Here is a 15,596-nt window from a genome sequence, read left to right as displayed (position 1 = left end):
GTCACGGCCCTTGTCCGCACCCGTTCGTCCGGCGAGATGGCTGTTCGTCGGGACGGCGGTTGCGGGTGTGCGAGTGCGTCTGGGCGCGCCTGCGCGGCGAGCTCCGCGGCAGCGGCGGCAGCGCCGCTGGGCCGTCCGAGTGCAGCTTGTCGATCAGCTCACCGGCGACCTCGGCGAGCCGGCGTTCGTCGGCATATGCCAGCCGCGACGGCAGCTCCTTGAGCGGCACCCACGCCACCTCGCTGACTTCGAGGTCTTCGTCGGAGAGCTCGCCGCCGAGGAACCGCATCAAATAGTGGTGCACGGTCTTGTGCACGCGCCTGCCCTCGGTCACGAACCAGTAGTCGATGCTGCCCAAGGCGGCCAGAACGCTGCCCTGGATACCCGTCTCTTCGGCGACTTCGCGGATCGCGGTCTGCTCGGCGGTCTCACCGAGTTCGATGTGGCCCTTCGGCAGCGACCACAGCATCCGCCCGCGCCGGTCGATACGCCCGATCAGGGCCGCGACCTGCGTTTCCTTGGGTCCGTCGATGCCATCGATGACCAGCCCGCCCGCGGAGGTTTCGTGCACGGTGCGCAGCCGGTCTGCGGGCCTGCGGGGGCGGGCCTGCTGCGGCTTGGCCTGACCATTCGACTGGTCTTTGGGGGTGGGCAGCGGATTGTTGTTGCGGTGTTCGGTCGATTCGGGCGGACCGGCAGCGCGTCGGCCGCGGCGCCTCCCCCGGCGCCGTCGTGGTTTGGCCTTCTCGCCGTCCGACACCTAAGCGATGGTAGCTGCCACGTTCATTCGCTCCCGCCGCACTCACCGGTCGTGACCGGCCCGTTGCACATTAGGGTTATCGAACGTGCCCGAATCTGCTGCTGATGCCGAACTGCTGGCCCGCGCCGCAGTGGCGCTGAACCAGCACGGCCCGGTCCTGGCCGAGCTGGGGCAGCTATTCGCTGACGCAGGCCACGAGCTGTACCTGGTCGGCGGCAGTGTGCGCGACGCGCTGCTGGGTCGCTTGGGCACCGACCTGGATTTCACCACCGACGCGCGGCCCGACCAGATGCAGAAGATGCTGCGGCCGTGGGCCGACGCGGTGTGGGACACCGGCATCGAATTCGGCACGCTCGGCGTCGGTAAGGGCGACGACCGCCTGGAGATCACCACCTTCCGCGCCGACACCTACGATCAGGTCTCGCGCAATCCGGAGGTGCGCTTCGGGGACCGCCTCGATGACGATCTGGTGCGTCGTGACTTCACCGTCAACGCCATGGCCGTGCGCATCACCGCGGACGGGCCCGGCGAATTCCTCGATCCCCTAGGGGGTTTGGCGGCGCTGCGGGCGCGGGTGCTCGATACACCGGCGGCGCCGGAGGTTTCGTTCGGCGACGACCCGCTGCGCATGCTGCGGGCGGCGCGGTTCGTTTCGCAGCTCGAGTTCACCGTCGCACCACGGGTGCTGACGGCGCTGCTGGAGATGGCGCCGCAACTGGGGCGCATCACGGCCGAGCGGGTCGCGGCCGAACTGGACAAGCTGCTGCTGGGCAAGGACCCGGTCGCAGGCATCGATCTGATGGTGCAGACCGGCCTCGGCGACGTGGTGCTGCCGGAGGTCGGTGCGATGCGGATGGCCATCGACGAACACCACCAGCACAAGGACGTGTACTGGCATTCGCTGACGGTGCTCAAGCAGGCCATCGGGCTGGAGGACGACGGGCCCGATCTGGTGCTGCGCTGGGCGGCGCTGCTGCATGACATCGGCAAGCCGGCCACCCGCAAGCATGAGCGCGACGGCGGCGTCAGCTTCCATCACCACGAGGTCGTCGGCGCCAAGATGGTCCGCAAGCGAATGCGGGCGCTGCGCTACTCCAAGCAGATGATCGACGACGTTTCACAGTTGGTGTACCTGCATCTCCGGTTCCACGGCTACGGCGACGGCAAGTGGACGGACTCGGCGGTGCGCCGGTATGTCACCGATGCGGGGCCGCTGCTGGGACGGCTGCACAAGCTGGTGCGCGCTGACTGCACCACCCGCAACAAGCGCCGGGCGGCCAGGCTGCAGGCCAACTACGACGATCTCGAGCACCGCATCGACGAGTTGGCCGCCAAGGAGGACCTCGCGCGGGTGCGACCCGACCTCGACGGCAACGAGATCATGAAGATCCTCAACATCCCGGCCGGCCCCGAAGTGGGGGAGGCGTGGCGCTATCTCAAGGAATTGCGCCTCGATCGCGGGCCCCTGGATCACGACGAAGCGGTCGACGAGCTGACCAAATGGTGGAACGCGAGGGGCTAGGAGTGTGTCAGGCCACGGACGCTAATCCAGTGCTATGGCCGAAATCGACACCAGGGTCGTGGATTTGTCCTCCACACGGTTCATCAACAGCCCTGACGTCGAAATAGGCCATAGCAACTGCGCGAGGTGCAACTCTCGGAACCCGGCTGGCCGGCGGTGCGTCTAACCCGCCATGGAGTACTGCCTTGGCGATACCGATGGCTCGGCGACGATGTGGACCGCAGACCCGAACATTGATGTGGACGGCGACGGCACGCTGGACGCCGTCGGGCTGGATTTCGACGGCGACGGTCTTGTCGACGACGCGATGGCCGACACCGACGGCGATGGCTTGGCCGATCAGATGGTCCGCGACCAGGCGTCGGAGCCGGCGTTCTTCAGCGACGACGGCACGGGCACGTGGGCGGTCAGTGTCGACCGGGGCGGGCAATTGCGATGGTTCGGCCTCGATGGCATCGAGCACACCGGTGGGCCGGTCGTCGATCTGGACGGCGACGGGCAGGCTGACGACCGGCTGACCGACGCCGACGGCAATGGGCTGGCCGATCGCGCGCTATCCGGTGACGTGGCCTACGTCGACACCGACGGCGACGGCACGTGGGACGTCAAGCTCGCCGACTCGGATGCCGACGGCAAGGCCGACGCCGCCAGCCAGCTATAGCTGGTCGAGCAGCGCCTTGGCCTCGACCAGGTCGGCCGTGTCGAAGCCTTCGGTGAACCAGTCGTAGACGGGCGCAAGCAGCCGCCGGGCTTCGTCGATCCGGTTCTGCTGCAACCACATTCGGGCCGTGCTCGTCGCCGCGCGCAGCTCCCACGACTTGGCTTGCTGCTTACGCGCAACCATCAGCGCCTGCTGAAAACAGCTCTCCGCCTGTTGCGGGTCCGGGATGTCCCGCGAAAGTAGCAGTTCGCCCCAAATCCGATGCACCTCAGCCTCGTAGAGACGCTCGTCGTTCCGCTCCACCCAACCAAGCGCCTCTTCCAGCGACGACAGCCCGTCCTCGACCTGCCCCGCCAAGCCTTGTACTTCAGCCAGCACTGCGAAATACCAAGGCCACACCGCTCCCATGCCTACCGACCGTCGGCGCTGCATTGACTCACGGATATCAGCGATTCCCGCAGGGACATCGCCTCGATGAGCCCTGGCCCATCCCCTCGGCAAAAGACACCACAGTTCCAGTGCCGGTAAGCCATGGTCAGCAGCCACTGCCAGAGCCTCTTCGGCGCGCGTTGTGGCGGGCTCGGGTTCACGGCGAAGCTGAGACAGTTGAGCGAGGAACAGGAGCGAAATTCCGACGCTATTGGGACTGCCGAGCTCACGGGCGTGGGCGAGAGTGTTTTCCATCGCCTGGACCGCCTGAGTCGGGTATCCCAACATCCAGTTGCTGAGGGCGGTGAGATATCCGGAAACGATGCCGTGGTCCTGGTCATACGGCACAGCACCGGTGCCATGCTGCTGCGCGTTGTATAACGCCAAGGACTGACGGCTATGGTCCCGCACGTCAACAAAATCTCCCTGCCACCATGCGGTGTACGCGAGCATCGAATGCCCGACCGCCAGGATGGGCGGATCATCCTGTCGCCTGGCTAGCTCCAAGAATTCCTCTGACAGTATCCGCGCTTCATGCATGTGTCCGAGCACCATCTTGGAGTGCGCCAGGCCGGAAAGCGCGGGGAATAGTTCCTGCGTCCCACCCACCTGCCGCGCCAGCTCGCAGGCGCGAGCGTAGACGTCCTCGACCGATTGTGGGCCGGTCACAAAGCCTGAGGCGCCGCCCAATGTGAGTTGTAGGGAAAGCTCGTGGTGAGCGCGCTCGGAGGTCTCAGGCAGTGTGCTGAGCAACTCCAAGCCGCGGGCCGCGTGACTGGCCGCTTCTCGGTTGGCGGAGCGTTGCAGTGCTCGCCGGCCAGCCGTCTGCCAATACAGGATTGCCTGCTCGGTCAAGCCGGCCTCCGTGAAGTGGTGCGCCAATAACTCGGGCCTGGTGGCGACGGTGTCCGGAAATCCGGACTCGAGCGTTTGCGCGATGCGTTGGTGATACTGCTGCCGGGTGCTTTTCAACAACGATTGATAGGCCGATTCCTGGACAAGCGCGTGCTTGAAGCGGTACGTCACGTGCGGCGGGGCCCCCGCCGCGTACAGGAATTCCGACGCGATGAGTTGGTCGAGCCCGTGTTCAAGGGTAGCGTCATCCCACGGTGAAACCGCTTGTAGCAGTTGATAACTGAATTCGCGGCCCAGCGTCGCACCGAGTTGTGCCAGCCCTTTGACCGGAGCCAGTCGATCCAGCCGCGCCATCAATGAATCCTGAAGGGTGTTGGGGATGGCGAGTGGGGGCAGCGGGCCCGCCAGGGCGTATCGATCGAGGTGCTCTTCCAGCAGCCCCGATTCCAGCAGCATCTTGGTCAGTTCCTCGATGAACAGTGGAACGCCATCGGTCTTCGAAAGGACTTCCGAAAGCACCTGCGGTGGCAATGATTTGCCGTGCGCGACTTGCTGAGCCAACTCGGTGGCAGCGTCAGTGGGCAAGCGGTTGAGGTCGAGGACGCTGACACCGTCGGACCACGGTGACCGGAAGTCGGGCCGGCAGGTGAACACTGCCAGGATTGGTGCGGTGTGGACGCTTTCCACCAGTAGGTTCAGATACTCCAGCGTGGTCGGATCGATCCAGTGCAGATCCTCAACGATGAGCATCACCGGCTGTTTCTCCGCCCTGCGGAACGGGATCGTCATGAGCGCGCGCATGGTCTCCTGCTTCTGCTGCTCGGCGGTCAGCTCGGGCGAAACACGCTCAGCCTCAAGCGGAATCGACAGCAGTGTGGCGAACAGCGACACGGAGTCGGTCAACGGAAGTCCGGTTTCGACAAGGAACCCTTCCAGCTTCGACAGCTTCTGCGCCTGCGAGTCCTCTCGCTCGAACCGCAAGACAACTCGCTCGAGCAGATCGATCAGCGGGTAGAACGCGGTGTGTTGGTAGTACGGCGAACACTGAAGATGTGTGAACCAGGCTTGCCGATCGGAGGCGTGGTCGATCAGTGCCTTCACCAACCTCGACTTGCCGATCCCGGCCTCACCGGTGACAAGGAGCACTTCGCCCCGCCCGCCGACAACTCTTCGCCAGGCCGTCTCGAGCTGCAGCAGCTCATCGTCGCGCCCGACAAGCGGAGTGAGCCCGGTGCTCGCCAGCGCCTCCAACCGAGTTTGGGCGGTGCTTTCATACAACACCCGGTAGACCTCGAGTGGAGTTGACACACCTTTGAGCGCCGGCGTGCCGATCGACTCGCATTCGAACAGCCCGCCAAGGAGTTGATGCGTTAAGGCTCCGATTACCAACGTGTTTGGCATCGCTACGCCCTGCAGCCGGGCCGCGATGTTCGGCGTATCGCCAAGCACCATGTCGTCGTGCCCCGTCTTGCCGACTTCGTCACCGACGACGACCAGCCCGGTATGGCATCCCAGCCGGACAGCGAGGGACACCCCGTGTTTCTCGGACAATCCGGAGTTGGGTTGCCCGACCGCCTCGATGATGCCGAGCCCGGCGCGAACAGCGCGCTGCGCGTCGTCTTCATGCGCGCGCGGATAGCCGAAGTACACCAGCAGGCCGTCACCGAGGTACTGGGCGATGTGGCCGTCGAAGCGGGCGATCACCTTCGCGCACGCGTCGTAGTAGGCGCCCATGACATCGCGCCACTCCTCGGGGTCGAACTGGCTGGCCAGGATCGTCGACCCGACGAGGTCGCAGAAGAACATCGTCAACTGGCGTCGCTCGCCGCGATGACCAGCTCCCCACACCAGGCCGTGGCCGTCCTCGCTGACGGTGTCGGGATGTGAGTACAGCAATTCGGTGCGCAGCGCGTCCAAGCGTGCGTCGTCCAGGCCGAAGTGTTCCTTCAGCGCGTGATAGGACACCCGGCCGCGAGTGCGCAGAAGCTCAACCATTTCGTCGAGCACCGCATAGAAGTCCATCTGTCCCCCCGCTCCAGATGAAGCGTCAGGTCAATGGTGCGGCAAAACCGAGGGGCGTATCGCCTGAATTCCCTAACGGCCCGGGCCCGGCGGGCCCGCGAATGCCTGCGCGATGGTCAGCCACTTTTCGGCGTCGGCGCCGACGGCGGTCACGTCCAGGTCCGCCCGCGGCCTGCGCTGCGTGACCAGCATGCAGAAGTCCTCCGCCGACCCGGTGACGCGCTGAGCTGCGTCCTCGGGGCCCCAGTCCCACACCGAGCTGTCCGGCGCGCGCAGTTCCACCCGGAACGGGTCGGCTGGAGGCGTCAGCCCGTTGATCGAAAACGCGAAGTTGCGCGTGCGCACGCCGATGTGTGCGATCGACCGCAGCCGCGCCGTCGCGGGCCGCTTCACCCCCAGCGTGTCGGCAACGTCGAGCCCGTGCGCCCACGTCTCCATCAAACGGGCGGTGGCCATCGACGCGGCGCTCATCGGCGGACCGAACCACGGCAGCTTGCGGCCGTCGACGACGGTCAGCAGTTCGTCGTGCAGCCGTGTCCTGGTCTGACGCCAGTCCGCCAACAGCTCGTCAGGTGGGAGCGCGGCGAGCTCTTCGGCGCCTGCGTCGACGAATCCGGTCGGATCCTTGGCCGCCTCCGCCAGCACCTCCGCGAACCCGGCCTCGTCGGTCACCGAGGTCAACGCGACCCGGTCGGTCCACAGCAGGTGTGCGATCTGATGGGCGATCGTCCAGCCCGGCGCGGGCGTCGTCTCGGCCCATCGCTCGGCGGGTAGGCCGGCGACAATTGCGTCCAGGTCGTCGCTTTCGGCACGGAGATCAGCCACGATCGGCCCCGCTGTCGACATGTCGGTCACCTTAGCCCTGAGCCGAAGCGCGACGGCCGACGCTGGCGTGGACCGCCAGCCCGGCGAGATACACGCCGACGCCGGCGAGCGCCAGCCCAGGTTCATGACCGTCGGGCGGCATCACCGCCGCCGCCGCGGTGGTCGCGATGATGAACGACATCCAGAACAGGGCGTCCTGCACGGTGAACACGTGCCCGCGCAGGGCGTCGTCGACGTCGATCTGCATCGCGGTGTCCGCGCACAGCTTCACCACTTGTCCGGCCGCGCCGAGCAGAAACCCGCACGCCACCATCAGAGGCAGCTGTAGGCCCGAGCCGCACAGCTGCACCACCGCCGCGAAGGCAAGTGCACCATTGGGGGCCGCGTACCGGCCGAACCGACGGACAAGGGTCGGCGTCAGTGCCGTGGACAGGAACGAACCCAGCCCGGTTGCTGCGACGAACAGCACTGTGCTGCCGAGCCCCGCGACGGCCTGAGTGTCGGTGTGCCGCACGGTCACCAACACCAGCAACGTGTTGATGCCGAGCACCATCCGATGGGCGGACAGTCCCGCCAGTGTGGCCGCGACGGTCGGTACGGCCAGCACGGTACGCGCGCCGTGCACCCACCCGGTGGCTACCGCGTAGGCGACCGAGCCGTGAATCGCTCGCCTACTCTCGTGCGGCCCCAGGACGTCGGGATGAAAGCGCACCGACAGCAGCAGTGCGAGCGCGACGGGTAGGGCGACGATGAAAATGATTGCGGCGGCCCCGGTGTCGTCGGAGCCGAACAGCCAGCGCGGCAACAGCATGAAGTTCGCGCCGACGAATGCGGCCGCGGCGCCGGTGGCCACGGCCACCGCATTCATCGTGACGACGTTCTCGGCAGGGACCACATCCGGCAGCGCCGCCGACAGACCAGAGGACACGAACCGGGTGAACCCGTTGACGATCAGGGCGCCGCACAGAATCGGTATGTCGCCCGTTCCCGCGACCAGCAGCGCGGCGACAGCGAGGACCAGCACCAGCCTGCCGAGGTTTGCCCCGATGAGCACCAGTCGACGATCCCAACGGTCGAGCAGCGCCCCGGCGAACGGGCCGAGCAGCGAGTACGGCAGGAACAGCACGGCGAACGCACCCGCGATCGCCCACGGGGTGGCGGCCCGCTCGGGGTTGAACAGGATGGCCCCCGCGAGACCGGCCTGGAACAACCCGTCGCCGAACTGGCTGACCGTCCGCAACTCGAGCAGTCGCCAGAATTCGGGCAGCGCACGGACCGAACGCCACAAGGCGATCGGCGCGCGTGTGTCGGCCACTGAGAATCACGTCCTGGTTGAGCGGTACTGCAGATCGGCAACCCGACCCACAGTACAAATATCCCGGCGGGCCGTGGTTGTTCGCCACCACGACCCGTTGCCGGTGCAATGATGGTGAGGTGGCGCACTCAGAGGACCCTGAGGATTTCGTCGCTCCTGCGGCGCACCGCGTGCGTGCCGGAACATTGCTGCTCGCCAATACCGATCTGCTGGAGCCGACGTTCCGGCGCAGCGTCATCTACATCGTCGAGCACAACGACGGCGGCACGCTGGGTGTGGTGCTGAACCGGCCGAGTGAGACCGCGGTCTACAACGTGTTGCCGCAGTGGGCCAAGCTGGCCACCAAGCCCAAGACGATGTTCATCGGCGGACCCGTCAAGCGCGACGCCGCGCTGTGCCTGGCCACGCTGCGGGTCGGTCTCGAGGCCAACGGGGTGCCTGGCCTGCGACATGTGCAGGGCCGGATGGTGATGGTCGACCTGGACGCCGATCCGGACACCGTCGCTCCGATGGTGGAGGGCGTGCGGATCTTCGCGGGTTACTCGGGCTGGACCATTGGTCAGCTCGAAGGCGAGATCGAGCGTGACGACTGGATTGTGTTGTCCGCGTTGCCCTCTGACGTGCTGGTCGAGCCGCGGGTGGACCTGTGGTCGCGGGTGTTGCGCCGTCAGCCGATGCCGCTGTCGCTGCTCGCCAGCCACCCGATCGACATCAGCCGTAACTGAAAGGCCGTCGGCGGCAACGAATCAGGCCGTGTTGCAGGACAGTGTGCAGGTCGCGCAGGCTCCGCCGCATGCTGCCGCGGCCTGCCCGGCCTCTGCGCGCGCGACGACCTTGGCGCTCTGCCAGCAGCCGGCCGCGACGGTGCTGATGGCTCCGATCACGCACACGATGACGACCACGAGCCCGGTCTGGGGCTTCGCCGACAATGCGACCGCCCCGCCCGCGGCGAGCATCACCGCCGCTGCGAGTTGGATGGGCGCGACGCCGCGCAGGATCTGCAACGTGAAGTCGCCGGATTTCGGCCGGCTCAGAAGCCATATGCCCAGACCGGCTGTCGCGAAAGCGGCGCACAGACACAGCACCGCGGCGATCAGCATGCGCCACACAATACGAGCCTGATGCGCACTCTGCCGAATGAGGTCGTCCCCCGGGCGCCAGGCTTCGCCCGGGGGACGACGACTATCCCGTTTGCCTCGACAACTGCGGCAACGCCGGCAGCTGGGGCAAGCCCGGCGCCGCGGCTTGCGGCGCTGGGGTCGGTGGCCCGGGAAGGCTCACCTGGAAACCGTTGACGATCGCGTCGGTGGCATCGGCCGCGGCGACCACTTGGTCGACGCTGGTGGTGACGGCGAGCGACACCAGGTACTTGTCGGGGCCCGCGGTGACGATGACGTTGCGTCGCGAGGTGTTCAGCGTCATCGAGTTCTCGCGGTAGGTGCCCTCGATCATCGACGACGGCCAGCCGCCGAAGTCGGCGAGCGACCCGTCGGTGGCCCGCCAGGCGGGCAGCAACTGGCTTTCGACGAAGCCGTGGCTGATGGCCTCCTTCGGGTCGAAGTCGCCGATCAGCTTGTAGACCTTGACCTGCGCGTTGGTCGAGTACAGCCCGTTGCCGCCGACCCGGTCGGCGATGACGGCGAACGCATCGGGAACGTTGGGGTCCGGCACCTGCGACCAGCCCTTCGGCATCGGTAGCACGATGTTGAGGGCCTTGAAGTCGCGGCTGTTCTGCGGTTCGAGCTTGACGCCCTTCGCCTTGAAGAAGTCGGCAAGCGTGCCGGAGGCGGCCGGGGTGATCGTCACGGGCGGCGGAACGGGCACGGCGGGAATCGAGATACCACCCGGGGCCACAGTGGCGGGCGCCACAGCAGGTTGCCCGAGCATCTGCGGAGCCGCTGCGTTGGGCGCCACGGTCACCGTTTGCGTGACGGTTGCGGGCATCGGCAGCGGCGGTTGCGGGAGCACCGGCTCAGCTGAGGCGGTGGTCCCGGCGAAGCCGACGACGGCGGCCACACCGGCTGCCGCGCCACCTGCCAGAAGCCGCCAGCGGCGGGCGATCTCGTTCATCGACGGCGGTCCTTCCTGGTCTTCGGTGGGCTGATCGGGACTCCTCACATCCCAGGTCAGGCGCCGACCGTATCCCGCGTCGAGCGTTAGCCACTAGGGCCGGGACCGAGCTGGGACCAACCTCTGACCGCTCCGCAACGGAACCGAGACCAACCCGTGGCCGACGAAGTGCCCTGGCGCGTGCTTATACCCTGTTCACGTGACAGAGCCCGAGGTCGACACCCCGCAGCACCGCTACACCGCGGAGCTGGCCGGGCGGATCGAACACGCCTGGCAAGAAAGGTGGCACCTGCTCGGGACATTCGAAGTGCCCAACCCGGTGGGCTCCTTGGCGCCGACGGACGGCACGCCGCTGCCCGCGGACAAGATGTTCGTGCAGGACATGTTCCCGTATCCGTCGGGCGAGGGACTGCACGTCGGGCATCCGCTCGGCTACATCGCAACAGACGTCTACGCCCGCTATTACCGGATGACCGGGCGCAACGTGTTGCACGCGTTGGGCTTCGATTCGTTCGGTCTACCCGCTGAGCAGTACGCGATCCAGACCGGTACGCACCCGCGCATCCGCACCGAGGCGAACATCGTCAACTTCCGCCGCCAGCTGGGCAGGCTGGGCTTCGGACACGACTCCCGCCGCAGCTTCTCCACCACTGACGTCGACTACTACAAGTGGACGCAGTGGATCTTTCTGCAGATCTTCAACGCCTGGTTCGACCCTGCCGCCAACAAGGCCAGGCCCATCGCGGAGCTGATTGCCGAATTCGATTCCGGCGCACGTACTTTGGACGACGGTCGATCCTGGGCGGAGTTGTCTGCCGATGAGCGCGCCGACGTGATCGACTCCTATCGGCTGGTGTATCGGGCGGACTCGATGGTCAACTGGTGCCCGGGGCTGGGCACGGTGCTGGCCAACGAAGAGGTCACCTCCGACGGGCGCAGTGAACGCGGCAACTTCCCGGTGTTCCGGAAACGGCTGCGGCAGTGGATGATGCGCATCACCGCCTATTCCGACCGGCTACTGGACGATCTCGACCTGCTGGATTGGCCCGAGAAGGTCAAGGCCATGCAGCGCAACTGGATCGGCCGGTCCACCGGCGCTTCGGTGCTGTTCGGCACGGATGCGGGTGACCTCGAAGTGTTCACGACGCGCCCCGACACGCTGTTCGGCGCGACATACATGGTGCTGGCGCCCGAGCACGATCTGGTGGACAGGCTGACCGCGGCCCAATGGCCGACCGGTGTCGACGAGCGGTGGACGTTCGGCGCGCCGACACCTGCCGAAGCCGTCGCCAACTACCGCGCGACCATCGCGGCCAAGTCGGATCTGGAGCGTCAGGAGAACAAGGACAAAACCGGCGTCTTCATCGGCGCCTACGCCACCAATCCGGTCAACGGTCAACGGATCCCGATCTTCATCGCCGACTATGTGCTGCTTGGCTATGGCACCGGCGCGATCATGGCGGTGCCCGGCGGCGATCAGCGGGACTGGGACTTCGCTCACGAGTTCGGCTTGCCGATCGTGGAAACCGTTGCAGGCGGCGACATTTCACAAGGCGCGTATAGCGGCGACGGTGAAGTCGTCAACTCCGACTTTCTCAACGGACTGAGTGTCGCGTCGGCGAAAGAGGCGATCACCAAACGGCTCGAGGCCGAGGGCCGGGGCCGCGCGCGCGTCGAGTACAAGCTGCGTGACTGGCTGTTTGCGCGCCAGAGGTACTGGGGCGAGCCGTTCCCCATCGTGTACGACGCCGACGGCCGCGCGCACCCGCTGCCGGAGTCGGCGCTGCCCGTCGAGTTGCCCGATATCCCCGACTACGCCCCGGTGCAGTTCGACCCCGACGATGCGGACAGCGAACCGTCACCGCCGCTGGGCAAGGCGACCGACTGGGTCAACGTCGAACTCGACCTCGGCGACGGGCTGAAGCCCTACACCCGCGACACCAACGTCATGCCGCAGTGGGCGGCCAGTTCGTGGTACGAGTTGCGCTACACCGATCCCCACAACTCAGAAGCCTTGTGCGCCAAGGAGAACGAGGCGTACTGGATGGGGCCGCGGCCCGCTGAGCACGGCGCCAAGGACCCTGGCGGCGTGGACCTGTACGTCGGTGGTGTCGAGCATGCCGTGCTGCATCTGCTGTATGCGCGGTTCTGGCACAAGGTGCTCTACGATCTCGGGCACATCAGCAGCAAGGAGCCGTTCCGACGGTTGGTGAACCAGGGCTACATCCAGGCGTTCGCCTACACCGATGCTCGCGGCGCATATGTGCCCGCTGCCGAAGTCACCGAGCGCGACGGCAAGTTCTACTGGACAGGGCCCGACGGCGAGATCGAGGTCAACCAGGAGTTCGGCAAGATCGGCAAGAGCTTGAAGAACTCGGTGTCACCCGACGAGATCTGCGACAACTACGGCGCCGACACGCTGCGCGTCTACGAGATGTCGATGGGTCCGCTGGAGGCATCGCGGCCGTGGGCCACCAAGGACGTCGTCGGCGCGCACCGGTTCCTGCAGCGGGTGTGGCGGCTGGTCGTCGACGAGCAGACCGGCGTCGAACGGGCCGCCGAACACGAGGCGCTGGACGACGAGACGCAGCGCCAACTGCACCGCACGATCGCCGGGGTGTCCGAGGACTACGCGGCGCTGCGCAACAACACCGCGGCGGCCAAGCTGATCGAGTACACCAACTACCTGACCAAGAACGAGGTGCGATCGCGGGCTGCGCTGGAGCCGCTGGTGCTGATGGTCGCGCCGCTGGCCCCGCACTTGGCCGAGGAATTGTGGCAGCGGCTTGGCCACGAGAAGGCGCTGGCGCATGGCCCGTTCCCCATGGCCGACCCGCAGTACCTGGTCGAGGACACCGTCGAGTACCCGGTGCAGGTCAACGGCAAGGTCCGCGGCCACGTGACGGTGCCCGCCGATGCCGACGCCGACACGCTGGAGACCGCGGCGCTGGCCGACGAGAAAGTGCAGGCGTTCATCAACGGCGCGACACCGAAGAAGGTGATCGTGGTCGCAGGCCGCCTGGTCAACATCGTCGTCTAGTCACGCGATTTGTGTGCGTTGAGGAGCGCTCACCGCTCCCAAACGCACACGAATCACGCCCAGCCGAAGGTTGAGAATGCGGTACCGCGGGTATCGATTGAGGCGTGAGCAGTGATGCCGGCGTCATCGAGGACGCGACCACCCCCGACGACGATCCCTTCTACGAGCCGCCGCCGGGCTACGCGCAGGCTGAGCCCGGCACGGTTCTGCGCTCGCGCGATGTGACGATCGGCTTCCTCGGCGTGATCCCGCAGCGGGTCGCCGCCACCCAATTGCTGTACCGAACCACCAACTTGCATGGCGACGCGGAGGTGGCCGTAACCACGGTGTTGCTGCCGGCGCAACCGGACCCCGCCCGACCCTGCCCACTGCTGTCCTATCAGTGCGCCATCGACGCGGTGACGTCCCGTTGTTTCCCGTCGCACGCGATGCGTCTAGGGACCGGCCCGGTCGGGGCATTCACCCAAGCCGAATATCTGTTGGTGGCGGCGGCGCTGGCCGAAGGCTGGGCGGTCTCGGTGCCCGATCATGAAGGCTGCCACGGCATGTGGGGTTCGCCGCGTGAACCGGGTTACCGAATCCTCGATGGGGTGCGCGCCGCGCTGCACTGCGAACAGCTGGGCCTGCAGCCCTCCGCGCCGGTAGGCCTGTGGGGATACTCCGGCGGTGGGCTGGCCTCAGCGTGGGCGGCCGAGCTACGCAGCAGTTACGCGCCCGAACTCAACGTGGTCGGCGCGGTACTAGGTTCACCCGTCGGAGATCCTGGCAGTGTGGCGCGGCGCCTCAACGGCAGCTTTTTCGCCGGCCTCGCCGCCTTGATGATCACCGCGCTGACGCACGTCTTCCCCGGCGCGCAGCAGGTCGTCGACGAGCACGCGACCACCGAAGGCAAAGCGCTGCTCGACGCGTTGCACACGATGACGACGTTGCAGGCGGTGTGGCGGTTTCGTCACATCGACATCGGGTCCTACGTCGACATGTCCGCCGACGAGTTGTGGGACCTACCGCAGGTCCGCCACATCTTCGAGGAAACCAAGCTCGGCAAGTCGATGCCGGACGTGCCCGTGCTGATCGTCCAGGCCGTCCACGACGGCATCATCAGCGTCGACGACATCGATGCACTCGTGCGCACCTACGACGACGGAGGCGCGGCGGTCACCTACCACCGCGACCGGTTCTGCGAACACTTGCTGTTGCATCCGTTGTCCGCGCCGATGACACTGCGGTGGCTGCGCGACCGTTTCACCGACCGTCCGCTCGACGCGCACAGGACACGCACCAAATGGCCTACGTTGTTCAATCCGTCAACCCACCTCGGCATGCTCAAGCTCGCCGCGATCACGACGAAAGTGATTCTGGGGCAAGCGGTGGGCAGACGGCCGCTGTCGAAAGCCGACGCGGCCTGACACAACGATTCACCTCGGACGAACGACGACCTCGTTGATGCGAGCGTCGGACGGGGCGTTCACCGCGTCTGCCACGATCTTCGCCACCGTCTCTGGACTCAGGAATTGCGACGGGTCGTAGTCCTTGCCTTCGTAAGCGATCAAGCCTTCCTGCATCGCGGTCGCGATCCGTCCGGGGTGCACCGACGTCACCCGCAGCGACGGCTCGTCGTTGCGCAGCGAGTCGGCGAACCCGCGCAGTGCGAACTTGGAAGCCGTATACGACGCCAATCCCGGAGATGCGCTGATCCCCGCTCCGGAGTTGATGAACACCACGTGACCGTTGGCCGCACGCAACGCGGGCAGTAGCGCCAACGTCAACGCCACCGCACCAATGACGTTGACCTCCATGGTCATTCGCCAATCGTAGACATCCGACTCGGCGACCCGGCCCGGGAACGCCACCCCGGCATTGTGGATCAGCACGTCCAGTTCGTCGATCGGCTCGACGGCCGCAGGAATCTCGTCGGTGTCAGCCAGGTCGACGGGCCAGGTGGTCGCGCCGAAGCGGGTGGCCACCTGGTCGAGGCGTGCCGACGGACGGCCGGCCAGAAACAGGGTGTGCGTCGGGGCAAGCACCTCGGCGAGGGCAGCGCCAAGCCCGCCGGAAGCCCCCGTGATCATCGCGGTCGGCATGTCGGAAACCCTACCG

12 protein-coding genes are annotated in these 15,596 nt (G+C 66.6%); 5 read left to right on the top strand and 7 right to left on the bottom strand.

The genetic code is table 11. The features are described 5' to 3' along the window. Window position 1: 1 nt before the first annotated feature. Window positions 2-760 (bottom strand): NUDIX domain-containing protein, encoded by a 759-nt coding sequence (locus J3E61_RS09470; protein WP_192724959.1) that lies wholly within the window; start codon window positions 758-760, stop codon window positions 2-4. Window positions 761-845: 85 nt separating this feature from the next. Between J3E61_RS09470 and J3E61_RS09465 the strand changes: the two genes are divergently transcribed. Further along, on the top strand, window positions 846-2,282 hold the full coding sequence (locus J3E61_RS09465; RefSeq protein ID WP_192724958.1) for a CCA tRNA nucleotidyltransferase: 1,437 nt from the start codon (window positions 846-848) through the stop codon (window positions 2,280-2,282). A 172-nt stretch (window positions 2,283-2,454) separates the two neighbouring features. Then, window positions 2,455-2,943 carry a pullulanase gene (locus J3E61_RS09460; protein ID WP_210083376.1) on the top strand — a complete coding sequence of 163 codons (489 nt, stop codon included), beginning with the start codon at window positions 2,455-2,457 and terminating at the stop codon, window positions 2,941-2,943. Here J3E61_RS09460 and J3E61_RS09455 read toward each other — a convergent pair. The 3 genes from J3E61_RS09455 to J3E61_RS09445 form a co-directional block, all read right to left on the bottom strand. Beyond that, window positions 2,938-6,249, bottom strand: coding sequence for an AAA family ATPase (locus tag J3E61_RS09455; protein ID WP_210083375.1), 3,312 nt, complete (start codon window positions 6,247-6,249; stop codon window positions 2,938-2,940). The two genes, J3E61_RS09460 and J3E61_RS09455, sit on opposite strands and share 6 nt — an antisense overlap. 72 nt (window positions 6,250-6,321) lie before the next feature. Next, window positions 6,322-7,095, bottom strand: a complete 774-nt coding sequence (locus J3E61_RS09450) for a TIGR03084 family protein (protein ID WP_210083374.1) — start codon at window positions 7,093-7,095, stop codon at window positions 6,322-6,324. Between the two features lie 10 nt (window positions 7,096-7,105). After that, window positions 7,106-8,389 (bottom strand): MFS transporter, encoded by a 1,284-nt coding sequence (locus J3E61_RS09445; protein ID WP_210083373.1) that lies wholly within the window; start codon window positions 8,387-8,389, stop codon window positions 7,106-7,108. 119 nt (window positions 8,390-8,508) lie between these two features. Here J3E61_RS09445 and J3E61_RS09440 point away from each other — a divergent pair, with 119 nt between their 5' ends. Continuing rightward, the gene (locus tag J3E61_RS09440; RefSeq protein ID WP_192724953.1) at window positions 8,509-9,114 is read left to right on the top strand and encodes a YqgE/AlgH family protein; all 606 of its coding nucleotides are present in this window, start codon (window positions 8,509-8,511) and stop codon (window positions 9,112-9,114) included. A 21-nt stretch (window positions 9,115-9,135) separates the two neighbouring features. Here the strand turns inward: J3E61_RS09440 and J3E61_RS09435 are convergent, their stop codons facing one another. Both J3E61_RS09435 and J3E61_RS09430 read right to left on the bottom strand, forming a co-directional pair. Further along, complete coding sequence (locus J3E61_RS09435) at window positions 9,136-9,489, bottom strand: hypothetical protein (RefSeq protein WP_192724952.1); 354 nt, start codon at window positions 9,487-9,489, stop codon at window positions 9,136-9,138. 82 nt (window positions 9,490-9,571) lie between these two features. Further along, window positions 9,572-10,459 carry an LpqN/LpqT family lipoprotein gene (locus J3E61_RS09430; protein WP_192724951.1) on the bottom strand — a complete coding sequence of 296 codons (888 nt, stop codon included), beginning with the start codon at window positions 10,457-10,459 and terminating at the stop codon, window positions 9,572-9,574. Window positions 10,460-10,658: 199 nt separating this feature from the next. Here J3E61_RS09430 and J3E61_RS09425 point away from each other — a divergent pair, with 199 nt between their 5' ends. After that, window positions 10,659-13,499, top strand: coding sequence for a leucine--tRNA ligase (locus J3E61_RS09425; protein ID WP_210083372.1), 2,841 nt, complete (start codon window positions 10,659-10,661; stop codon window positions 13,497-13,499). Between the two features lie 104 nt (window positions 13,500-13,603). After that, complete coding sequence (locus tag J3E61_RS09420; RefSeq protein WP_210083371.1) at window positions 13,604-14,905, top strand: lipase; 1,302 nt, start codon at window positions 13,604-13,606, stop codon at window positions 14,903-14,905. Window positions 14,906-14,914: 9 nt separating this feature from the next. On the opposite strand, the gene J3E61_RS09415 is transcribed toward J3E61_RS09420, so the two are convergent. Beyond that, the gene (locus J3E61_RS09415) at window positions 14,915-15,580 is read right to left on the bottom strand and encodes an SDR family oxidoreductase (RefSeq protein ID WP_210083370.1); all 666 of its coding nucleotides are present in this window, start codon (window positions 15,578-15,580) and stop codon (window positions 14,915-14,917) included. Window positions 15,581-15,596: the final 16 nt, after the last annotated feature.

This window comes from Mycobacterium sp. OAE908 (genome assembly GCF_017872775.1).
Taxonomy (GTDB): Bacteria; Actinomycetota; Actinomycetes; order Mycobacteriales; family Mycobacteriaceae; genus Mycobacterium.
This window is presented reverse-complemented; position numbering and strand designations above follow the sequence as displayed.